We start from the raw sequence: 20,528 nt of genomic DNA on the forward strand, positions 1-20,528 counted from the left end.
TGGTGCATGGCGAGGCCGCACAGACGGCAGAGGAGGCGCTCTCATGACCTGGAGCGAGGTGTGGCCGCTCCTCTGGCCGGCCACGAAGGAGACGCTCACCATGACCGCCGTGGCGACGGCGTTCACGGCCGTCCTCGGCACGCTCATCGGCGTCCTGCTCGTCCTGACCGAGCGAGGCGGGCTCCTGCCGATACCGCCGCTCAACAAGGTGCTGGGCTTCGTCGTCAACGTGGGCCGGTCGCTGCCGTTCCTGATCCTGATGGTCGCGATCATCCCGTTCACCAAGCTGATCACGGGCACCAGCCTGGGCAACACCGCCGCGATCGTGCCGCTCACCGTTGGCGCCATCCCGTTTTACGCGCGCCTGGTCGAGATCGCGCTGCGCGAGGTCGACCCGGGGGTGGTCCACGCGGCCCACGCGATGGGTGCCACGCGCCGGGAGATCGTCGGCAAGGTGCTGCTGCGCGAGGCCCGGCCGGGACTGGTGTCAGGGCTCACGGTCACGGTGATCGCGGTGATCGGCTACACCGCGATGGCCGGCACCGTCGGCGGCGGCGGCCTCGGCTACCTGGCCATCTCCTACGGCTACGAACGCTTCGAGACCAAGGTCATGATCGCGACCGTGGTCCTGCTCGTCGCCATCGTGCTGCTCATCCAGGCCGCCGGTGACCTCGCCGCCCGCCGCCTGAACCGCAAGTAGCCCGCCACCAAGCCTCTCCAGAGATAGATCCCCATCAAGAGAAAGGCACTCTTCGTGCTTCGCAGAATAACGATCGCGCTGGCCTCCGTCGGGTTGCTCGCCGGACTGACCGCGTGCGGCTCGTCCGACGCCTCCGAGGACAAGAACGCGCCGCTGAAGGTGGCCGTCAACCCGGTGCCGCACGGCGACGTCCTCAAGTACGTCAAGGACAGCCTGGCGGCCAAGGCCGGGCTCAAGCTGGACATCGTCACCTTCGACGACTACGTGCAGCCGAACAACGCGCTCAAGGAAAAGCAGGTCACGGCCAACTACTTCCAGCACGTGCCGTTCATGCAGGAGTTCGAGAAGAAGTCCGGCACCAAGCTGACGTTCGTCGCGCCGGTGCACCTGGAGCCGCTGGGGATCTACTCCAAGAAGGTCAAGGACCTCAAGGCGCTGCCGCAGGGCGCCACCGTCGCGGTCCCGAACGACCCGGCCAACTACGGCCGTTCGCTCAAGCTGCTGGCCGACAACGGTGTGCTCACGCTCAAGCCGGGCGCGTCGACCAGCGCGACCGACAAGGACATCGCCGCCAACCCCAAGGGCCTGAAGTTCAAGGCGCTCAAGGCCGCCCAGCTGCCCCGGTCGCTGGACGACGTAAACGCGGCCGTGATCAACGGCAACTACGCCCTTGAGGCCGACCTCGCCCCCAACAAGGACGCGCTGGTCGCCGAGAAGGCCGAGGGCAACCCGTACGCCAACGGCATCGTCACGCTGCCGGAGAACAAGGACGACCCGCGGGTGAAGAAGCTCGTTCAGTTGCTCCAGGGCCCCGAGGTCAAGAAGTTCGTCGAGGACAAGTACAAGGGCTCGGTGCTCATCGCCACCTCCTGAGCCGGCTGCGACCCCGGACGGAACTCCGTCCGGGGTCTTCTCGTCTGTAGGGGTGCGCGGGTCTGCCTGGGTGCGCGCACTCCGACCGAACGGGGAAACTGTGTCCGAAACCGACGGCGAACTCGACCCGGCCATCGCTCGTTCCATCGCCGCCTCGCTCCAGCGCCTGCTGCGTTCCGCCGCGGACCGGGTCAGCGACGACAACGCGCGGTCGCCCCTCCTCCAGAAGCTGACCGGCCACCTCGGCTGCGAGTTCCACGAAGTGCTGACCGTGGAAGAGAACTTCCCCGACTGGGACCACGCCAGCCTCCAGCGCGGCGTCGACGCCTACCTCGAAGCGCACTCGCCGGGCGCGGAGTGGTTCGGCATCGCCGGCGGCGACCGGCACTTCGAGAGCCTCGACTCGATGCTGACCCGCGCGCTCGACTTCGGCTCGTACCGTCTCGGCCGTCCCGACTACGGCACCACCGGCGTCGCGCCCGACCAGAACATGGAGGTCGTCCAGCTCGGCATGGTGCCGTCCCGGACCGCCGACGGCACGCCGGTCGTCCTCGGCATCCAGACGACCGAGGACTTCAACCAGCAGGTCGGCCTGGTCGTCTTCGCGCGGGAACGCCAGGTCGCCACGGAGGTCCGCGACGAGGTGCGCCGCCTCAAGGAGGAACGCGACGTCCTGCGCGGGCAGTTCGTGAGCTTCGGCGTCAGCGAGCACATGGAGAACCAGCTCGTCACGTTCCTGCCCCGTCCCGCCCTCACCGCCGACGACGTGATCCTTCCCGACGGCCGCCTGGAGGGCATCGAAGCGCACGTCGTGGGCATCGCCGAGAAGGCCGAACAGCTTCTCGCCGCTGGCCAGCACCTCAAGCGCGGCGCCCTCCTGTACGGCCCGCCCGGCACCGGCAAGACCCACAGCGTCCGCTACCTCATCGGCCTGCTCTCCGGCTACACCGTGATCCAGCTGACCGGCCCGGCGATGCGCTTCCTGGACAACGCCGTGGCGCTGGCCCGGCGCCTCCAGCCCGCCGTGCTCGTCCTTGAGGACGTGGACCTGGTGGCCGAGGACCGCGAGATGTACGAGAGCTCGCCGATCCTGTTCTCCCTCCTCGACGCGATGGACGGCATCGCCGAGGACGCCGACGTGGTCTTCCTGCTCACCACCAACCGGATCGAGGTCCTCGAACGGGCACTCACCGAGCGTCCCGGCCGCGTCGACCTGGCCGTGGAGATCCCGCGCCCCGACGCCGAGGGCCGTCTGCGGCTGCTCCGGCTCTACGCGCGGCACCTGCGCCTGGAGGCCGACCTGGATGTCGTGGTCGAACGCACCGAAGGCGTGACCGCCTCGTTCATCAAGGAGCTTCTCCGCCGCGCCGTCCTGGTGGCCCTCCGCACCCAGGAGAAGGTCGAGTCCCTGACCGACGAGCACTTCGCCGACGCCCTGGACGGCATGTCGGCCCCCGGACAGGCCCTGACCCCGGGCCTCCTCGGAGCCGCGCCCGACGAGGACGACGAGGACGACGACTTCGACGACGAGGCGCCTGCGATCCGGGGACGCGCCTGGTCGGGCCTGTCGTCCGACTGCCCCTAGCCGTTTAATGGAATGAAACGTTCCGTTCTGCTACAATGAGATCAGAACGTTCCGTTCCACAGATTGGGGTTCGTCATGACCTTCCTCGTCACCGGTGCCACCGGGACCGTCGGACGTCTCGTCGTCGAGGAACTCCGCGCGGCCGGACGTCCCGTTCGGGCACTGACCAGGAACCCCGACAAGGCCGCGTTCCCCGAGGGCGTCGAGGTCGTCGGCGGCGACCTCGCCCGTCTCGACTCGCTCGCCGGTGCCTTCGACGGCGTCGAGGCGGTGCACCTCATCAACTTCGCGGGCGACGACTACACACCTCTCCCCGACGGCGCGGGCCTGGCGAAGCTGGTCGCCGAAGCGGGCGTCCGGCGCGTCACGGTGCTCGGCGGCCGTGCGGCGGGCGAACTGGAGCAGGCCCTGGCCGCCACCGGCATCGAGTGGACGCTGCTCGAACCGGTCGAGTTCATGTCCAACACCCTGCGCTGGTGGGCGCAGACGATCAAGACCGAGGGCGTCATCAAGGAGCCGTTCGGCGACCGGCTGAGCGCGCTGGTGCATGAGCGCGACATCGCCGCCGTGGCCGCGACCGTGCTGGTCGAGGGCGGTCACAGCGGCGAGACCTGCACCCTCACCGGCCCCGAGGCGATCACGCTCAGGGAGAAGGTCGCGATCCTGAGCACGGCGATCGGCAGGGACGTGCGGTTCGTGGAGCTGACCGTGGACGAGGCGCGGGCCAAGTGGCGCGGCGACGGCATGGGCGAGGAGACCATCGAGTTCCTCGTCAACGCGCTGGGCAACACGCCGGAGGCCGGCTACACCGTGGTCCCGACCGTCAAGGAGATCACCGGCCGGGAGGCACGCACCTTCGCGCAATGGGCCGCCGAGAACGCCGACTCGTTCCGCGCGTGAACGACGAGGCGAGCGCCGGCGATCCCGGCGCTCGCCTCGTCGCGTCATCCGTAGCGACGTCGGCGGATGGCATAGGCGACGGTCACCGCTGCCAGGAGCGGTCCCCAGGCCACAAGAGGGATGTAGCAGGCGAACAGGATCACGGCCTTGTCGCCGTGGGGCAGCTCCGGATCGGAGTCGAGCCCGACGAACAACAACGGCGTCCAGAGCAGCATCAGCGCTCCAGCACCGAGAGCAGCCGGAATGATCGCGGCAAGCGGGCGGATCTCACGGCCGCCCAGGAAGGGCACCCAGCGCGGCCAGATCTCACCCCACGGCCGGACGAGCCCCATGCTGAGGAACGCCAGCGCCTCCGACAGGACCGTCAGCGCTATGACGTACGGCAGCAGGTACCAGGACCCGTTCGCCGGATCCTGCGAGCCGGTGAAACCTGCGGGAAGGCCGAGCGCGAACAGAATCCGCCAGATGCCCGAAGGCACCGCGCACCACATCGTCGCCTGCGCGGCCCACTCGGCCCACCGGGGGACGGGTCCCTTGATCGTACGAACCTCGATGGGCGCTTCCATCATGACAGTGGCCATCACGCACCCCCGGTAGCCAGCATCGCCACCGCGATGACCGCCGTCAGCGCCGCAATCGCCAGCAGCTTGACTTTCAACTCCGTGCTCATGCGTTAACGATCTCGGTCACCCCAGGGCGTGCGCTTCCCCCGCCCGACCAGTCGGCTTCCCCCGCAAGGGGGAGGTCAAGCCGCGAGAGGTCTTCTGGATCTAGCCACCCCTGCCCGGTAGCGATAGCGCCCATCGACCCTGCTGATCTGCACCTGCCGAGGATGAGTGTGTTTCCACCGGTTGTGCCAGCCGCAGCACAAAGTCAGTTTGTCGATGTCGGTGGGACTGTCGCCCAACGCCCACCCATCAACGTGGTCGACCTCGCACAAGAACCCAGGAGTCTCGCAACCCTCCACCGCGCAGGTGTCATACAGCGTTTCCAGAACGCGGCGCTGCCCCGGGCTGGCGATCCGGACCGTGTGCCCCAGGTACAGCGGCACGTTCCCCGTCCCCAACAGCAGCGGGGAGACTCCGGCGGTGAGCGCCAGCCGCCGCACCTGCTCGGCCGGGACCGGCGTACCATCGCGCAGCCAGCCGGGCTTGTCGTCACCGGTCAACGTGGCCAGATCAGCGATGACGGTGACACGGGTCGCCTTGTGGCCACCCGCCAGCACACTGGACAGGGCAGCAGCAGTGCGCTCGCCCAGGTCACGTCGATCGTCGGTGCCGGCGGGCTTGGTCAACGGTGCCAGGGTGCCGTCCAAGATGGCGGTGTCCTCGCTGTTCAGCCAGCCGTTGAGGTAGCAGCCACCGTCCATCGACCGACTCACCGTGATCCACGACCGCTGGTAGCCGCGCGCGGCGTCCTCGGGCGGCCTCTCGGTGCCGGTGCGTTCGGCGACCAGGTCGTGGATCTTGCCGCCCAACCGAGCGACCTTCCCCGCCGACACCCCTTCATCCGCAGCGGTCAACAAGATGTCCTCGGCGACCGCACAGTCGTCATCACCCAGCCGCTGCACCGCATCAGCGATCGTGGCCGCATACCCGTACGACAAATCCGCAGCGGCCAACCGCGTGCTCACCCGCTCCAAGCGCGGCAATTGCCGGGCCAAGGCAAGACGCTCCTTGGCACGCCCGTCACGCATGCCCAGACGGCAGCGCAGCCACGCCTGAGCGGACGGCAGCCCCCAGTGCTTCATCTCCCCGGTACGGTCGACCACCGCGATCAACCCGGCCAGCGCGAACTCTGCCTGATCAACCACCGCGCCAAGCTTCTCGGCGAGCTCCATACAAGCCGCACCCGACTCAGGCGCGGAACGTCGCGCAAGCTCGCCGACAATCGCGGCAGCCGCTTCCACCAATTCACCGGTAGAAGCGGACTCCAGACCCGCCACGATCGAACGCATGCACTTATTCTACAGCCCCATAACGCACAGTAGTTGATCGATTGCACATTTCCCTGTCCGAATGTGGCCATCCATTTCAAGAGCCTGGCCTGAACGCCCATCCAACGGTCGCCGCAGGCCGGGGCGGGTGAGTCAGGAGCTAAGTCGGCTGATCCGAGCGGGTGGCTGAGCGGCGCCGAATTGACCCGCCACCCGTCCGTGCGGCTCCCTGAGCGTTGCTGTCACGTTGGCTGAGCTCGCGAAACTCCACCCATACGACAACGGTAGAAGCAGCCGCGCAAACCCGCGCTCCGCGCGGCTAAAGATCGGACACCAGCCACCAGGAACTCGAACACATCCAAACACCTCGACCCCGCCCACAGCCTTCTTGTCGCCGCCGCTTTTCAACCCCCAGCCCCACCCGCCCGCACCCGGACAGAACGCAAAACCAAAGGGGAGACCCCCGCCGAACCCCAAAGCAACCCCAGCACCTTCCCGCACGCCCGCACGCCCGCACCCCCGCGCTTCCCGCGGTTCCGCACCCAGCGGTTCCGCACGCCCGCACCTCCGCACCCCCGCGCACGCCCGCACCTCCGCAGGCCCGCAGCTACGGCGGCGCCCAATCCTGGGCAGGCCGGCGGTCCAGCAGTGGCGGGCTTGCCCGGCCCGGCGGTCCTGCGGTTCCCCAGTCCGGCCTTCGGCAGTCCGGCCGCCCATAGGTCGGCAGGCCCGTAGGTCCGCAGCCCGCAGCGCAGCAGCCCAGGGCCCAACCGGCAGCCTGGCGGTTCGGCAATCCCGCATTTCTGCGGAACCGGGCCACCCGGTAGTCCCGCAGTCCGGCCTCGCACAAACCCCCAGTCCGGCGTCCGGCAGCTCCGCGGGCCCTCGGGATTCACCGCAGGCCTGCAGCCTGGCGTCCGGCACCCTCCAGCCCGGGGGGTGACTCAAGAGCCCTAGCGCCGCCTGGCAGGCTGGCGGTCTGACAACCCGGCAGTCCTGGGCAGCCGCAGCCCTGCGGTCTGCGTCCTGCATCTTCGCAGGCCGCAGCCCCGGCACGCCCGCAGCTACGGCGGCGCCGCAGTCCTGGGCAGGCCGACGGTCCAGCAGCGGCGGGCTGCCCGGCCGGTGGTCCCGCAGTTCCCAGTCCGGCGTCCGGCCGCCCGTAGGTCGGCAGGCCCGTAGGTCCGCGGCCCGGCAGTCCGGCAGCGCAGCAGCCGAGGGTCCTCCCGGGAGCCTGCCGGTTCGGCAATCCCGCCTTCCTGCGGAACCGGGCCACCCAGTAGTCCCGCAGTCCGGCCTCGCGCAGGCCCGCAGTCCGGCGTCCGGCAGTCCCTCGGGCACTCAGGCCCCAGGATTGGGCATCCCCGCAGGCCTGCAGCCTGGCGTCCGGCACCCTCCAGCCCCGGGGGGTGGCTCAAGGGCTCTAGCGTCGCCTGGCAGGCTGGCGGTCTGGCAGCCCAGCAGTCCTGGGCGGCCCGCCGGTCTGGAATCCCGCATCTTCGCAGGCCGCACCTCCGCAACCCCGGCACACCCGCAGCTAAGGCTGCGCCGCAGTCCCGGGCAGGCCGGCGGTCCAGCAGCGGCGAGCTGCCCGGCCCGGCGGTCCTGCGTTCCCACTCCGGCCTTCGGCAGTCCGGTCGCCCATAGGTCGGCAGACCCGTAGGTCCGCGGCCCGGCAGTCCGGCAGCGCAGCAGCGGAGGGTCCTCCCGGCAGCCTGGCGGTCCGGCAATCCCGCAGCCCAGCGGAACCGGGCCACCCGGTAGTCCCGCAGTCCGGCCTCCCACAAGCCCGCAGTCCGGCGTCCAGCGGCCCCGCAGGTCCGATGGCTTGCATTCCCGCAGCTCAAGAGGCTCGGTCCACCTGGCAGGCCGGCTCCCCAGCAGTCCTGGGCAGCTCGGCGGTTTGGCGTCCCGCATCTTCGTGGGCCCGCCGTTCCGGCACCGTGGCTTGGGGGTCGTGGGGGCGCGTGGATTTGTGGGGCGGAGTCAATTGTCGTTCGGTCAGGCTGGGATGGGGTGCTTGGTCAGCGCGATGTAGGTGGGGTCGCCTGGGAGGTTCTGGTGGATGACCAGGCGGGCCGTGTAGACGTGGTTCTCGACCGGACCCCGATAGGAGAGCCGGAAGGTGCAGCTGTGTCCTGGCTTGAGTTCGTAGTTGGCGCAGGTCTTGTCGGCGTAGAAGTTGGCGTCGTCCAGCATCACGAAGTTGTAGAGCTTCAAGGGTGCGGTGCCCGTGTTCCGGAGTGTGACCGCCTGGGTGCACGCGTCGCCGGGGCAGACCAGGAAGACAGAGTCGTCAGAAACCACGAGGCGCGGCTTTCCATCGGGCTTGGGAGTGACCTTTCCGCCGTTTGAGGACGAGCCCGAGCCGCTGGAGGATGAGCCGCCGGAGCGTCCGGAGCCAGTGGAGCCGCCCGAGCCACTGGAGCCGCCGGTGCCGGATCCTCCGGTCCTTTCGCCGGGCTGGTTGATCTCCACCTTGCAGCCCGTGGCGGCTGAAATCATCAGCGCGGCGGCGCCGACGGCGAGAAGCGTGCCGAATTTCCTGCTCATGGGAACCTCCGGGTTTCTTAATGGTCGGTCGAATGTTTGGACCACCGTTTCCCCAGGATGGTTGGTGGCCGTATGAGGCCAGAACTTTCCAAGATCAAGGTATATCGCTGCGGGTATGACGTACTTGAGTGGCTGGATGGCCTCTTTCGTGAGCTTCGTCCGAGCGCAAATTTGAAGGCTTTCAGTGAAGAGACGACAAAGGTCGCTGTGGGCTATCTGTTGCGCATGAATGGCATTGTCGTGTCGGTTGACGAGCGCGCATGGCTTGGTTGCCGCACTGTGGCGAATCCCGAAAGCAGCGGGTGACCCAGCGAGCTGAAGAGCGACATCGTGTTGTGCGCGGCCCCAGGGTGGGGGGCGGCGAGGATCGGCCGACCATCCGATGACGTCTGACTCGTAGCTATTTGGTCGAGCGGCCCTGGTTTGTCGGGCGTTCCTGGTAGGACATGGAACCCCGACGATCATTGAGAGGATCGCATGGCCATCTACGAGCACCTCGTGGGATACGCCGGGCTCCGGGTAGAGCCGTTCACCGGGGACCCCGGGCCGGACGCCGACCTTCCCGACGCGGGGGAGGTGGCCTGGGCGATCCGTACGGCGTTCGAGGAGGAGGCGTTCGACGACGTCTTCGCCAGCTTCCTGGAACGCGTCGACACCACCGAGGTGACGGCTCTCGTCATCGGCTACTGGGGCGCCTCGTACGACGCGAAGGTCGCCGATCCGGTGGCCCTGCTGAGCGGCGCGGCCGACCGGTTTCCCAAGCTGCGGGCGCTCTTCCTGGGGGACATCACCGGCGAGGAGTCGGAGATCTCATGGATCGAGCACACCGACGTCGGGCCGCTGCTCGCCGCGTTCCCCCTGCTGGAGCGTTTCGAGGTGCGCGGCGGCCAAGGCCTGCGGCTGAATCCGTTCCGCAGCGAGACGCTGAAGGTGCTGCGGTTCGAGGCGGGCGGTCTGCCCGCGGGCGTCGTCCGGGCCGTGGCGGCGAGTGATCTGCCCAACCTGGAGCACCTGGACCTGTGGCTGGGCGTCGACGAGTACGGGGGAGACGCGACGGTCGCGGATCTCGCGCCGATCCTGAGCGGCGAACGGTTTCCCGCCCTGCGGCGCCTCGGGCTGGAGGACGCCGAGATCCAGGACGAGATCGCGGCCGCGGTGGCGGCGGCGCCGGTCGTCGCGCGACTGGAGTCGTTGAGCCTGGCCATGGGCATGCTGACCGACGACGGCGCGGAGTCCCTGCTGTCGGGCCAGCCGTTGACGCATCTGAAGCGCCTCGACCTGCACCATCACTTCCTCTCCGACGCGATGATGGAGCGGGTGCGCGCGGCCCTGCCCGGCGTCGAGGTCGACGTGAGCGAGCAGGAGGAACCAGAGGAGGACGACTGGCGCTACGTCGCCGTCTCGGAGTGAGGCCCCGTGGCGTTCGATGAGCATCTCTCCGAGTTCGACGGCCTGCCGGTCTTCACCTTCGACTGGGACACCGAAGGCGAACTGCCGGACGCGGCCGAGGTCGCGTGGGCCGTACGGGGCGACTGGGGCGAGCCGGCGTTCCCCGAGGTCTTCGAACGGTTCGTGGCGTCCGTCGACACCACGAAGGTGACGAGCCTCGTCATCGGCTTCTGGGGATACGAGGAGCCCGCCGCGGCGAAGGCGCTCATCACGCACGCGCGCCGCTTCCCGAGCCTGCGGGCGTTGTTCCTTGGCGACATCCTGGACGAGGAGTACCACCTGTCGTGGATAGGCCACGGGGACATCACACCCGTGCTCCAGGCGTTCCCTGGACTTGAACGCGTTGAGGTGCGTGGCGGCGGCGCTCCGGACCAAAGCCTGGAGCTGAGCCCGTTCAGTAGCGAGACGCTGAGAGTGCTGCGGTTCGAGTCGGGCGGTCTGCCTGCGAGTGTCGTCCAGGCCGTGGGCGCCAGTGATCTGCCCGCGCTGGAACATCTGGACCTGTGGCTGGGCATCCGGCAGTACGGAGGCGATGCCACAGTCGACGACCTCGCGCCGATCCTGAGCGGCGAGCGGCTGCCGTCACTGCGGCACCTCGGCCTGAGGAACAGCGAACTTCAGGACGAGATCGCGGAGGCAGTGGCATCAGCCCCGGTGGTCGCGTGGCTCACCTCGCTCAGCCTGAGCCTGGGGACGCTAACCGATCGGGGCGTCGAAGCCCTGCTGTCCGGCCAACCACTGACACACCTGGCGACCCTCGATGTGGACTACGCCTTCCTCTCCAAACCGATGCTGGACAGACTGCGATCCGCCCTGAGCGATGTCGACGTGAAAGCGGCCGACGCGCTGCGCGAGGCGGAATGGTCCGACGAATGGGACGCCGGATTCTACGTTGCGGCAACGGAATGACGTTCATCGTCATCGGAACGCCGGGGGACCGCCGGGTCACGTCCTTCGTAGCCGCCTACGAGGCCGTCTACGGCACCACGCCGCAGGTAGTCCCCTGGACAGACGTACTACGCACCGCCAACCCACCGTTCGACCGCAACGCTGAACCACTGCTGGACGGCACCGCCAAGTCACCGCCGCACCGCACCGCCAAGTCACCGCGGGACCGCACCGCCGAACCACCGTTCGACCGCAACGCTGAACCACTGCTGGATCGCGCCGCCAAGCCACTGCTGGATCGCAGCGCCGAACGGCAGCTCGGCTGGGGCGGTGGGTTGCCGATCGGAGCCGGGGATGTTGTGCGCATCGACTCGCCTGGTGAGGATGCCGAGGCGGATGCGTTGTTGCGCGGTCCTGGTGATCCGGCACGGGTGGGTGGCGGGGCCCGCTGGTACGCGACGTTCACCAAGGCGCTGGACCGGATTGGAGCGACCGGGGCGCGACTCCTTAACGATCCCGCTGAGATCGCCGTGATGTTCGACAAGCGGCGTTGCCATGCGTTGCTCCAAGCCTCGGTTGTGCCCGTTCCGCCAGCGTTGCCGCAGGTGGAGGGCTACGACGAGCTACGGGCGCGGATGGCCGAGGAACGACTGCCGCGGGTGTTCGTCAAGGCGGCGCACGGCTCGTCGGCGGCCGGTGTCGTCGCGCTCCAGACGGCGCCGGGCCGGATCAAGGCGGTCACCTCGGTGGCGATGACGCCGCGCGGTCCCTACAACTCGTTGCGGGTGCGCACGTACGAGTCCGAACGCCAGGTCGCGGAGCTGATCGACGCCCTGGCACCGGACGGCCTGCACGTCGAAGCCTGGATACCCAAGGCGTCGCTGTGCGAACGGGTGCTCGACCTGCGGGTCGTCGTGATCGCCGGCGAGGCGACCCACGCGGTGGTGCGGACCAGCGGGCATGCGATGACCAACCTGCACTTGGGCGGCACGCGAGGAGATCTCGGCGCGGTACGGGAGGCACTAGGGGAGGACGGCTGGCGGCGAGCTCTCGAGACGTGCGAGCGGGCGGCGGCGTGCTTCCCGGGCAGCCTCATGGTCGGAGTCGATCTCCTCGTCGGGGTCGGCTGGCGGCGGCTGGCCGTCGCTGAGGTGAACGCCTTCGGCGACCTCCTGCCCGGACTGACCGGACTACCCGGCACGTTCGCCGATGGACTCGACACCTACACTGCCCAGGCCAGAGCCGCTTTGTTGAGGAACGCCCCGGCATGACCGCCATGCAAGAAACGACCACCATGCCCACCGCGACCGCCATGCACGCCACGGCGCCCGCGCCCACCATGCACGCCGCGCTGGCCGTGCCCATCGCGATTGCCCTGCGCGCCGCGACCACCGTGCAGGAAACGACTGCCGTGCGCGCCATGTTGGCCGTGCGCGTCGCGCCGTCTGTGCGCGTCATGCCGACCGTGCGCGCCACGTCGGCCGTGATTGCTGCGCCCGCCGCGGCTTCCGTGCCCGCCACGGCCGCTGCGACCGTCGTGCCCACTGCGACCGTCGTGCCCGCTGCGACCGTCGTGCCCGCTGCGACCGTCGTGCCCGCTGCGACCGTCGTGCCCACTGCGACCGTCGTGCCCACTGCGACCGTCGTGCCCGCCATGCCCGCCCCGGTCGTTTTGCCCGCCGCGACCGCCATGCAGGAACGAATCGCCGTGTCCGCCGTGCTCGCTGCGATGGCCATGCTCGCCGCGACCGTCGTACGCTCCGCGACCGTCGTGCCCGCTGCGGCTGGCGTACCTGTCACGGCCGCCATGCAGGAAACGACCGGCGTGCCCTCTGCGACCGGCGTGGCTGCCACGGCCACCGTGCCCATCGCGACTGTCGTGCACGAAGCGACTGCCGTGTGTGCTGCGAGCGCCGTGCGCTTCGCAACCGATGTGAACACCATGACCGCCGTGTGCGTCGCGATCGCCGCGCACACCACGAGCGCCATTCACGCCGCGATCGCCGCGACCGCTAAGCCCGTCGTGCGCGGCGCGGCTGCTGTGCATGGCGCGGCTGCCGCGCGCGCCTCGCCCGCCACGGCCGCTGGGACTGGCATGCCTGCCGGGGCTGTTGTGTATGAAGCGACTGTCGTGTGTGCTGCGACTGCCGTCTGCTTCGCAACCGATGTGAACACCATGACCGCCGTGTGCGCCGCGCACGCCGTGATTGCCATTCACGCCGCGATCGCCGCGATCGCCGCGATCGCCGCGATCGCCAAGCCCGTCGTGCGCGGCGCGGCTGCCGTGCGCGCCTCGCCCGCCACGGCGGCCATGGCCGCTGCGACCGGTGTGCCCGCTGCGGCCGGCGTGTCTGCCACGGCCGGCATGCCCGTTGCGGCTGTCGGGCACGAAGCGACTGTCGTGTGTGCCGCGAGCGCCGTGTGCTTCGCAACCGACATAAACACCATGACTGCTGCGCCGACCGTGATCGCTATTCGCGCCACGGCCGCCATTCACGGCGCGGCTGCTGTGCGTGCCACTGGCGTCGTGCGCGGCGCGGCTGCCGTGCGCTTTGCGGCCGTTGTGGGGGCTGTGGCTCTGCGGTCGATACGATCGTCGTTGACGCCATGACGGCCAGGTATGACATGAACGAGGTCGTTGGCACCCACGATGTGTTGCTGGTGACGCTCGACACGCTGCGTTACGACGTTGCGGCGGAGCTCGCGGCGGCGGGGGAGACGCCGACGCTCACGAGCCTGCTGCCGGGTGGGCGATGGGAGCGGCGGCATACGCCGGGGAGCTTCACGTATGCGGCGCACGCGGCGATGCTCGCTGGTTCCTGCCGACTCCGGCCGAGCCTGGACGGCATCCGCGTTTGTTTGCGGGACGCTTCCCAGGCAGCGAGACCACGGGCGACGGTACGTGGACGTTCGACGCGGCCGATCTCCCGGCTGGGCTCGCCGCAGTGGGTTACCACACGGTGTGCGTCGGGGGCGTGGGCTTCTTCAACATGCGGACGCCACTGGGCTCGGTGTTGCCTGGTCTCTTCGCTGAGAGCCACTGGGAGCCCTCGTTCGGCGTCACTGAGCCGGACTCGCTCGGCCACCAGATCGACCGCGTCGGCGAGGTTGTCGGCGGGCTGCCTACCGAGCGGCGGCTGTTCCTGCTGCTGAACGTGGCGTCGCTGCACCAGCCCAACTGGTTCTACCTGGACGGCGGAACGCGCGAGGACGGCGACTCGCCCGCCAGCCACGCCGCCGCACTTCGTTATGTGGACCGCAAACTCGCGCGGCTGTTCGACCTCATGCGGCGGCCGTGCTTCGTGATCGTGTGCTCGGACCACGGCACGGCGTACGGCGAGGACGGCCACACCGGGCACCGCATCGGCCACGAGGTCGTCTGGACCGTTCCGTATGGAGAGTTCGTACTGTCGTGAAGAAGCCGTACCAGAGCTACGTCTACGCCTATCCGCACAAGACCGCCTACCGTCCGCTGCAGCCGGAGCCTCGGCTCGGCGACGTCTGGGCAGACGAGGTACGCGACGCGCTATTCCTCTACCTGCACGTGCCGTTCTGTGAGATGCGCTGTGGCTTCTGCAACCTGTTCACGCGTACCGGCGCACCTGAGGAGCTGACCGATGCGTACCTCGGCGCCATGGAGCGACAGGCGTCCGCCCTACGCGACGCACTAGGGAACGACGCCGCGTTCGCTACGGCGGCGTTCGGCGGAGGTACGCCCACCTACCTGACGGCGGCCGAGCTGGAACGGCTCTGCGACATCGCCGAGCGCTTCGGCGACCTCGCGGCGATCCCTCTCGGTGTGGAGACCTCACCGGCCACCGCGACCACCGACCGGCTGACGGTACTGCGCGATCGTGGGACAACTCGGGTGTCGATCGGAGTGCAGAGTTTCGTCGACGAGGAGGCGCGGGCCGCTGTACGCCCACAGAAGCGCGCCGAGGTCGAGGCGGCGCTCGACCGTATCCGCGCGGTGGGTTTCCCGACCCTCAACATCGACCTGATCTACGGCATCGACGGTCAGACCCCGGCGACCTGGTTGCACTCGCTCGACTCCGCGCTCGCTTGGGAGCCGGAGGAGCTCTACCTCTACCCGCTCTATGTCCGGCCGCTCACCGGCCTTGGGCGCCAGGCGCACGACTGGGACGACCAGCGGCTGGAGCTCTACCGGATTGGCCGCGACCACCTGTTCGCCTGTGGATACGAGCAGGTTTCGATGCGCATGTTCCGGTTGCCGGGCACCACGTCCGGCACCGAGTACTGCTGCCAGACCGACGGTATGGTCGGCCTCGGCTGCGGTGCCCGTTCCTACACATCCAGGCTCCACTACTCGTTCGAGTACGCGGTCGGGGCGGGTCAGGTGCGCGGCATCATCAACCACTACGTACGGGAGAAGGACTTCGGCACAGCCCGCGTCGGCTTTGAGCTCGACGACGATGAACGTAGGCGACGGCATCTCGTGCAGTCGCTCCTCCAAGCCGGCGGGCTCGACCGCGTTTCCTATCGCGGCCGGTTCGGCACCGATGTCGCCGACGACTTCAAATCTGAACTCACCGCCTTCGCCGAACACGGCTGGCTCGGCGAAGACCCCGCCACCCTCAGCCTCACCGCCGAAGGCCTGGCCTACTCGGATGCGATCGGACCGGCGCTCTTCTCGGGGCGCGTACGCGCACTCATGGATTCCTACGAGGCACGATGACCGGCCACGACGACCATCTGACAATCCTCTACCGGGGGCCGCTGGCGAGCTGCGACTACGACTGTCCGTACTGCCCGTTCGCCAAGAGGCGCGACACCCCCGAACAGCTCCGCGCCGACCGCGCCGCCCTGGAACGCTTCGTCGCCTGGGTGTCGGCCCAGGCCCATCCGGTCTCGGTCCTCTTCACGCCGTGGGGTGAGGGGCTCGTGCGGTCCTGGTATCGCCGTGCCCTAGTCGAGTTGAGCCATCTGCCGCACGTCGAGCGCGTCGCGATCCAGACCAACCTGAGCCACCGCGTGGACTGGACGGCGGACGCGGACCTCTCGACCCTCGCCCTCTGGGCCACCTACCACCCGGGTCAGGTGCCGTACGAGCGCTTCATCGGCAAGTGCACGGATCTGAACGAACGTGACGTCCGCTTCAGCGTCGGCATCGTAGGGCAGCCCGAGCACCTGGAGACGGCCCGGAAGCTCCGCGCCGACCTGCCACCCGCCACCTACCTCTGGGTGAACGCCGCTGAGGGCCGCGCCTACACAGACGCCGAGGCGGCTATCTGGACCGAGCTCGATCCGCTCTTCCCTTACAGCCGCCACCCCCACGCCAGCCGTGGCCAGGCCTGCCGTACCGGCGACAGCGTGATCTCAGTGGACGGCGAAGGCACGGTCCGCCGCTGCCACTTCATCCCGACCGTGCTCGGCAATCTCTACGACGACTCGTTCCGGCGAGCACTCGGGCCGCGTCCCTGCCCCCTCGACGTCTGTGACTGCCACATCGGCTACGTCCACCTGGAGCCGCTGGGCCTGTACGACGTCTTCGCGGGCGGCATCCTGGAACGCATCCCACACCTCACCAAGGAACACAGCCCACCTAGGGGTCAGCTCACTTAAGGGCACGTTCACCTGCGAGCACGTCTGCCAAGTGCGCAGTTCAGCTAGGGGGCGTTCTCCAGGGGCGTGTTCTGCGGGGCCGCGTTCACCACGGGCGTGGCCACCACGGGCGCGTTCTTCAGGGGCATGTTCGCTAGGAGTGCGGTTCGGCTGGGAGCGTGTTCGACTAGGGCGACGGGCGCCTGCGGGGTGGGCGGTGAGTCAGATGCCACGCCTCGTTCAGGAGTTCGTCCAGTTCGTCGGCGGGCACCTTGGCGAGCTGGACGATCACCCACCCGAACCGGCCGGAACTGTAGCCGGGCGCGTAGATTTCCGGTGCTTCGGCGACGAGCGCGGTCTGCTCCGCGCGCATGGCCTTGACCATCGCCTCCCGTTCGTCCTCGGTCACCCAGGTGAAGATAGTGCCGCTCGTACGGAAGTAGGTGTGGCCGTTGCGGCCCGGCACCTCCTCGGTGTCGGGGAGCGCCAGCAGGGTGCGCCGTACGTCGTCCAGACCGCCCATGACCACCGACGATAGACGCGTGTGAACCTGGATGGGCGGAAGTGGAGAGACATCACCGGCAAACCACCGCGAAAGGGTCCCGCGTTCATGGATCTCCTCACGTTGCTGCGCGTGCTGGCGCTCGAACTGGAGCACACTCCGCCCGCCTCGCTCCTCCATCAGCGAGACCGTCTCGTCATGTCCATCGACGCCTGCCGATGACCACGATCACCCCCCCACGCGCCCTTGCCTGGATCTCCATCGCCCTCGCCGGAGTGATCGTTGCCACCACGCTCGCCGCGTACGGCTACTACTGGCGGATCCAAAACAGCATCCAGCACGAGGACCCGAACAAGCTGATCACTGGCGAGCGCCCCAGGAAACTGAACGACGCGCTCAACATCCTCTTGATCGGTTCCGACACGCGGGAGGGCGCGAACGCGCAGTACGGCCGGAGCCTGCGCGACAAGGCGCCCGCCTCGGACACGATGATCCTCCTGCACCTGTCGCCCGGAGGCGGGCAGGCGCTGGGCATCAGCTTCGCGCGCGACCTGATGGTGCCGATCCCCGCGTGCAAGCGCAAGGACGGCTCGCGCACACCGGCCTCGTCCCTCGCGATGTTGAACGAGGCGATCGGCCGGGCCGGGCCGACGTGCACGATGGACACGATCGAGAAGCTCACCCACATCAAGATCGACCATTTCGTGCAGGTCGACTTCGTCGGCTTCGAGAAGATCACCACTGCGGTCGGCGGGGTGCCGATCTGCCTGACCAAGCCGGTGTACGACCCGGAGGCGGGGCTGCGTCTCGGCAAGGGCCCGCACCGGGTGGCGGGCAAGCAGGCGCTGGCCTACGTGCGGGCTCGCAAGAAAATCGGGGACGGCTCGGACACCCAGCGCATCCAGCGCCAGCAGCAGTTCCTCGGCTCGCTGGCCAAACAGGCCCTGACCGGCGGCGTCCTCACCAGCCCGGGCCGCCTGAACGCCCTGCTCACGGCCTCGGCCGAGTCGCTGACCACCGACCGGGACCTCACCCCCTCCCGCATTCTGAAGATCGCCCAGGGCATGCGCGACCTGACGGCGGGCAAGGTGCGCTTCGTGACCGTGCCGGACGAGCCGTACGCTCTCGATCACGACCGCCGCCAGCTCGCCCAGCCCGCCGCGGCCCGGTTCCTGACCGCGGTGCGCAACGACGAGAAGATCAGCGACGTGCCCGCCGCGACGGCCAAGACCAACGTCGAGGTCCGCGTGCTGAACGGCTCCGGCGCCGAGGGACAGGCCCGCCTGGTCGCCGACTCGTTGCGCGACCGAGCGTTCACCGTCAGCAAGGTCGGCAACCTGAGCCGTCCCACCGCCACGACGCAGATCCGGTACGGAAGGGGCGCCGCCGCTCAGGCCGCCGCCATCGCGGCCCTCATCCCGCGCGCCGGAACGGTGGCGACCGCTCGCGTTCCGGCCGCCACCATCGAGGTGATCCTCGGCGCGAACTTCCCGGGCCTGAAGAGCACCGGCATCCCGCGCCAGCAGAACGAACACCGGGCCAGCGACGACATCTGCCGCGAGAACCCCGCCTGACAGGGATTGGCGGAGGTGCCCGTCGGTGGCGGGGAAGAGGCCACCGACGGGGCACCGGTCTGAGACTCGCGGCCTAGGTTTCCTGCTCAGGGCGGTAGTCGGACTCGGCGACGCCGAACGTCCAGGCGACGCCTTCGCGGGCGGTGCGCGTGGAGGGCGGCACACGCAGGTAGTAGGTGCGGTAGGTGCCATCCGGCTCGGGGGTGGAGTTGACGACCTCGACCATGGCCACGGGCTCGTCGCCTGGCAGGTCGATACGCCACAGGACACCGGTCTCGTCCTTGTGGACGGGCCGGGCCCCGGTCTCGGCCAGGTAGCGGTCGTAGCCGAAGATCTCCAGCATCACCCGCCGGAGCTCGGCGTTGTCTTCGGCGTCGATCCGAGCGGGGGTCAGCTCGGCGAGCGAGGCGATGAAATCGCCGGGGATCGGCATGCCGCGCCAGGCGTGCAGGCTGAACCCGTCGGGATACGCGAGGGCCGGGCCGTCGCCCCGGTGAAGACGGCCCGGCTCGTCGCGGTGCAGCTCGACGGGGCGTTCGGAGACGATGGCGAGCCGTTCGTACGGCCACCACCAGCCCGCCGAACGAGCGGTCTCCGCGACACCGGAGAGCCCGTCGAGACGATCGAGCGAGTCGAAGAGCGCCAGCCATGGAGCATCGTGCTGGCCCAACACGGCCTCCACACAGGCCCCGCGCAGCACCGACACAGCGGCATCGACGGTCTCCCGATCAAGCGACCCCAGAGCAGGCAACCCCACCCCGCCTGAGCCCACCCCGCCTGAGCCCACGGTGCTTGGACCTGCCGCGCCTGAACCTGTCGGGCCTGAACCTGTCGGGCCTGAACCTGCCGCGCCTGAACCTGTCGGGCCTGAACCTGTCGGGCCTGAACCTGCCGCGCCTGAACCTGTCGGGCCTGAGCCCGTCGCGTCTGCGTCCGTCCCGGCTGAGCCTGCCGTGCCTGAACCTGTCGCGTCTGCGCTCGTCCCGGCTGAGCCTGCCGTGCCTGAGCCCGTCCCGCCTGAGCCCGGCACGGCTGGACCTGCCGCGTCTGAACGTGCCGCGCTTGAGCCCGGTACGGCTGAGCCCGCTGCGTCTGAGCCCACCCCGCCTGAACCTGCCTCGGCTGAGGGGGCTTCGGTTGGTCTTGGCTCGGCTGGGCTTTGGGCTCGCGAGCTGGCTTCGACTGGTGCGCGCACGGCCTGGCGGACGCGGGTCACGAGGTTGTTGACCTGGGACCAGAGCGGGGCCCCGGTCTCGGCCCAGGCGCGTGCCCAGCCCTGGGGCCCCAGTTCGGCGGTGGCCTCCGCGCGAGCCCGCTCCCACGGGCGAGTCCGTACGGCGTCGCGCACGGACTCGCCCGCCCCCGCGCTGCTACGGGAGACGCCCCCGATGTTTGCGGACGTAGTGTCTTCACGGCCAACGCCACCGGGGGCCAGTGCTGCGCGGGCGGCGGCGACTGGGGCGGCCAGTCCGGCGCGTTCCAGCGGCTCGGCGTGTCCGGCCAGGACCGCTGCCGTCACGGCGCCGGCCATCGGGGAGGGGACCCAGACGAAGCGCTCCGGCTCCGGGAGGCCGGCGGACGTGTAGGCGGCGCGGATGCCGGACTCGGCCCGTGCCCGGTCGGCGGGGCCGGTGGCGAACGCCGCCGCGGCCCAGTCGGTGCCCATCAGTCGGCCACGACCCGGACCGCGCCGGGCACGTACTCGCGCTGGCGGACCACCCGGTACCAGCCCTTGGGCAGGCTGATCGCGGCGTGCTCCTCGTGGCTCAGCCGCCCTCCGGACGGCAGGTGCAGGTAGTCGGGTCTGAGGGGATCGGGATCACGCCGCAGGGTGCCCGGCGCGACGAGGGCGTGCGCGTGGCCGGTGGCCTCGCCCAGGGCGAGCACCATGCGGCCGCGGCCGTCGCGCGGCGCGGCCGGGAGGTCGCGCACCGTCTGCGGAACGGATTCCTCGGGTACGGGCAGGATGAGGATGTCTCCCTGTCGGTACATGCCGCGAAGGTAAC

Annotated in this window: 19 protein-coding genes and 1 pseudogene; 14 read left to right on the forward strand and 6 right to left on the reverse strand. The window is 69.4% G+C overall.

What is annotated here, in order from left to right:
* Window positions 1-43 precede the first annotated feature (43 nt).
* The 4 genes from ABD333_RS08160 (at window position 44) to ABD333_RS08175 (ending at window position 4,058) form a co-directional block, all read left to right on the forward strand.
* Complete coding sequence (locus ABD333_RS08160) at window positions 44-700, forward strand: methionine ABC transporter permease (protein WP_344539277.1); 657 nt, start codon at window positions 44-46, stop codon at window positions 698-700.
* 54 nt (window positions 701-754) lie between these two features.
* Complete coding sequence (locus tag ABD333_RS08165; RefSeq protein ID WP_344539279.1) at window positions 755-1,573, forward strand: MetQ/NlpA family ABC transporter substrate-binding protein; 819 nt, start codon at window positions 755-757, stop codon at window positions 1,571-1,573.
* Between the two features lie 100 nt (window positions 1,574-1,673).
* Window positions 1,674-3,158 carry an AAA family ATPase gene (locus ABD333_RS08170; protein ID WP_344539281.1) on the forward strand — a complete coding sequence of 495 codons (1,485 nt, stop codon included), beginning with the start codon at window positions 1,674-1,676 and terminating at the stop codon, window positions 3,156-3,158.
* Between the two features lie 75 nt (window positions 3,159-3,233).
* Complete coding sequence (locus ABD333_RS08175) at window positions 3,234-4,058, forward strand: NAD(P)H-binding protein (RefSeq protein WP_344539282.1); 825 nt, start codon at window positions 3,234-3,236, stop codon at window positions 4,056-4,058.
* A gap of 44 nt (window positions 4,059-4,102) precedes the next feature.
* Here the strand turns inward: ABD333_RS08175 and ABD333_RS08180 are convergent, their stop codons facing one another.
* From ABD333_RS08180 to ABD333_RS08190, 3 genes are all read right to left on the reverse strand, one after another.
* Window positions 4,103-4,639: a hypothetical protein gene (locus ABD333_RS08180; RefSeq protein ID WP_344539284.1), complete on the reverse strand. Its 537-nt coding sequence runs from the start codon at window positions 4,637-4,639 to the stop codon at window positions 4,103-4,105.
* A gap of 164 nt (window positions 4,640-4,803) precedes the next feature.
* On the reverse strand, window positions 4,804-6,015 hold the full coding sequence (locus tag ABD333_RS08185) for an HNH endonuclease signature motif containing protein (RefSeq protein WP_344539286.1): 1,212 nt from the start codon (window positions 6,013-6,015) through the stop codon (window positions 4,804-4,806).
* 1,980 nt (window positions 6,016-7,995) lie between these two features.
* On the reverse strand, window positions 7,996-8,547 hold the full coding sequence (locus ABD333_RS08190) for a hypothetical protein (protein ID WP_344539287.1): 552 nt from the start codon (window positions 8,545-8,547) through the stop codon (window positions 7,996-7,998).
* 72 nt (window positions 8,548-8,619) lie between these two features.
* On the opposite strand from ABD333_RS08190, the gene ABD333_RS08195 reads away from it, so the two are divergent.
* The 8 genes and pseudogenes from ABD333_RS08195 to ABD333_RS08230 all read left to right on the forward strand — a co-directional run bounded on the left by ABD333_RS08195 (window position 8,620) and on the right by ABD333_RS08230 (window position 16,467).
* Window positions 8,620-8,853 carry a hypothetical protein gene (locus ABD333_RS08195; protein ID WP_344539288.1) on the forward strand — a complete coding sequence of 78 codons (234 nt, stop codon included), beginning with the start codon at window positions 8,620-8,622 and terminating at the stop codon, window positions 8,851-8,853.
* Between the two features lie 171 nt (window positions 8,854-9,024).
* A complete protein-coding gene (locus tag ABD333_RS08200; protein WP_344539290.1) occupies window positions 9,025-9,957 on the forward strand; it encodes an STM4015 family protein in 933 nt (310 codons plus the stop codon).
* Window positions 9,958-9,963: 6 nt separating this feature from the next.
* Window positions 9,964-10,905, forward strand: a complete 942-nt coding sequence (locus ABD333_RS08205) for an STM4015 family protein (RefSeq protein ID WP_344539292.1) — start codon at window positions 9,964-9,966, stop codon at window positions 10,903-10,905.
* Entirely contained in the window at window positions 10,902-12,155 is a 1,254-nt protein-coding gene (locus ABD333_RS08210; RefSeq protein ID WP_344539294.1) for an STM4014 family protein, read from the forward strand. The genes ABD333_RS08205 and ABD333_RS08210 overlap by 4 nt, the downstream gene beginning before the upstream one ends.
* Entirely contained in the window at window positions 12,152-13,495 is a 1,344-nt protein-coding gene (locus tag ABD333_RS08215; RefSeq protein WP_344539296.1) for a hypothetical protein, read from the forward strand. Before ABD333_RS08210 ends, ABD333_RS08215 begins: the two co-directional genes overlap by 4 nt.
* Window positions 13,492-14,300 (forward strand): annotated as a pseudogene (locus ABD333_RS08220) (STM4013/SEN3800 family hydrolase). Before ABD333_RS08215 ends, ABD333_RS08220 begins: the two are co-directional and overlap by 4 nt.
* A complete protein-coding gene (locus ABD333_RS08225) occupies window positions 14,297-15,580 on the forward strand; it encodes an STM4012 family radical SAM protein (protein WP_344539298.1) in 1,284 nt (427 codons plus the stop codon). Before ABD333_RS08220 ends, ABD333_RS08225 begins: the two are co-directional and overlap by 4 nt.
* A complete protein-coding gene (locus ABD333_RS08230) occupies window positions 15,577-16,467 on the forward strand; it encodes an STM4011 family radical SAM protein (protein WP_344539300.1) in 891 nt (296 codons plus the stop codon). Before ABD333_RS08225 ends, ABD333_RS08230 begins: the two co-directional genes overlap by 4 nt.
* 166 nt (window positions 16,468-16,633) lie before the next feature.
* Here ABD333_RS08230 and ABD333_RS08235 read toward each other — a convergent pair whose 3' ends face one another.
* Window positions 16,634-16,969, reverse strand: a complete 336-nt coding sequence (locus ABD333_RS08235; RefSeq protein WP_344539302.1) for an MmcQ/YjbR family DNA-binding protein — start codon at window positions 16,967-16,969, stop codon at window positions 16,634-16,636.
* A gap of 197 nt (window positions 16,970-17,166) precedes the next feature.
* On the opposite strand from ABD333_RS08235, the gene ABD333_RS08240 reads away from it, so the two are divergent.
* Complete coding sequence (locus ABD333_RS08240; protein WP_344539304.1) at window positions 17,167-18,522, forward strand: LCP family protein; 1,356 nt, start codon at window positions 17,167-17,169, stop codon at window positions 18,520-18,522.
* Window positions 18,523-18,595: 73 nt separating this feature from the next.
* On the opposite strand, the gene ABD333_RS08245 is transcribed toward ABD333_RS08240, so the two are convergent.
* Window positions 18,596-19,309 (reverse strand): DUF6745 domain-containing protein, encoded by a 714-nt coding sequence (locus ABD333_RS08245; protein WP_344539305.1) that lies wholly within the window; start codon window positions 19,307-19,309, stop codon window positions 18,596-18,598.
* Window positions 19,310-19,314: 5 nt separating this feature from the next.
* Here ABD333_RS08245 and ABD333_RS08250 point away from each other — a divergent pair, with 5 nt between their 5' ends.
* Entirely contained in the window at window positions 19,315-19,749 is a 435-nt protein-coding gene (locus ABD333_RS08250) for a pentapeptide repeat-containing protein (protein ID WP_344539307.1), read from the forward strand.
* Between the two features lie 438 nt (window positions 19,750-20,187).
* Here ABD333_RS08250 and ABD333_RS08255 read toward each other — a convergent pair whose 3' ends face one another.
* A complete protein-coding gene (locus ABD333_RS08255) occupies window positions 20,188-20,514 on the reverse strand; it encodes a hypothetical protein (protein ID WP_344539309.1) in 327 nt (108 codons plus the stop codon).
* Window positions 20,515-20,528 lie beyond the last annotated feature (14 nt).

It is taken from the genome of Actinomadura fulvescens (genome assembly GCF_039533225.1).
Taxonomy (GTDB): Bacteria; Actinomycetota; Actinomycetes; order Streptosporangiales; family Streptosporangiaceae; genus Spirillospora; species Spirillospora fulvescens.

Bases quoted from the DNA above. Each gene is read 5' to 3' on its own strand.
- ABD333_RS08180 (WP_344539284.1), bottom strand. From the start codon at position 4,639: ATGGCCACTGTCATGATGGAAGCGCCCATCGAGGTTCGTACGATCAAG.
- ABD333_RS08240 (WP_344539304.1), top strand. From the start codon at position 17,167: ATGACCACGATCACCCCCCCACGCGCCCTTGCCTGGATCTCCATCGCC.
- ABD333_RS08210 (WP_344539294.1), top strand. From the start codon at position 10,902: ATGACGTTCATCGTCATCGGAACGCCGGGGGACCGCCGGGTCACGTCC.
- ABD333_RS08195 (WP_344539288.1), top strand. From the start codon at position 8,620: ATGAGGCCAGAACTTTCCAAGATCAAGGTATATCGCTGCGGGTATGAC.
- ABD333_RS08200 (WP_344539290.1), top strand. From the start codon at position 9,025: ATGGCCATCTACGAGCACCTCGTGGGATACGCCGGGCTCCGGGTAGAG.
- ABD333_RS08230 (WP_344539300.1), top strand. From the start codon at position 15,577: ATGACCGGCCACGACGACCATCTGACAATCCTCTACCGGGGGCCGCTG.
- ABD333_RS08175 (WP_344539282.1), top strand. From the start codon at position 3,234: ATGACCTTCCTCGTCACCGGTGCCACCGGGACCGTCGGACGTCTCGTC.
- ABD333_RS08160 (WP_344539277.1), top strand. From the start codon at position 44: ATGACCTGGAGCGAGGTGTGGCCGCTCCTCTGGCCGGCCACGAAGGAG.
- ABD333_RS08235 (WP_344539302.1), bottom strand. From the start codon at position 16,969: ATGGGCGGTCTGGACGACGTACGGCGCACCCTGCTGGCGCTCCCCGAC.
- ABD333_RS08215 (WP_344539296.1), top strand. From the start codon at position 12,152: ATGACCGCCATGCAAGAAACGACCACCATGCCCACCGCGACCGCCATG.
- ABD333_RS08185 (WP_344539286.1), bottom strand. From the start codon at position 6,015: ATGCGTTCGATCGTGGCGGGTCTGGAGTCCGCTTCTACCGGTGAATTG.
- ABD333_RS08190 (WP_344539287.1), bottom strand. From the start codon at position 8,547: ATGAGCAGGAAATTCGGCACGCTTCTCGCCGTCGGCGCCGCCGCGCTG.
- ABD333_RS08255 (WP_344539309.1), bottom strand. From the start codon at position 20,514: ATGTACCGACAGGGAGACATCCTCATCCTGCCCGTACCCGAGGAATCC.